The organism is Paenibacillus sp. LS-5 (genome assembly GCF_056121505.1).
The window spans coordinates 1-245 of the sequence record NZ_JBWAVA010000115.1 but is presented as its reverse complement, the minus strand read 5'-3'; the positions used below and the strand labels follow the sequence as shown (position 1 = coordinate 245).

Sequence of the window (245 nt, the reverse complement as noted above, 5' to 3'; positions counted from 1 at the left end):
GCTGCAATCTGGCTCCAGCCGCCGGGAGCGGCACCCAGATCGATGATGCGCTGACCCTTTTTCAGGATCTTGTAGCGGTCATCGATCTCGATCAGCTTGTAGGCCGCGCGCGAACGATAGCCGTCGGCCTTCGACCGCTGCACATAGGGATCGTTGATGTGACGTTCGAGCCAGCGGCGCGACGATTCCTTGATCGTGCCCGCCTTCTTCTTGATCTTGGTATGCAGGCCGCGCGTACCCGTACC

At 60.8% G+C, this 245-nt stretch carries 1 protein-coding gene; it reads right to left on the bottom strand.

Annotation, left to right across the window (positions count from 1 at the left end; genetic code table 11):
* Positions 1–245: SAM-dependent methyltransferase (locus tag AC0MA3_RS26690; RefSeq protein ID WP_474658377.1), on the bottom strand; the 245-nt coding region annotated here is incomplete at both ends.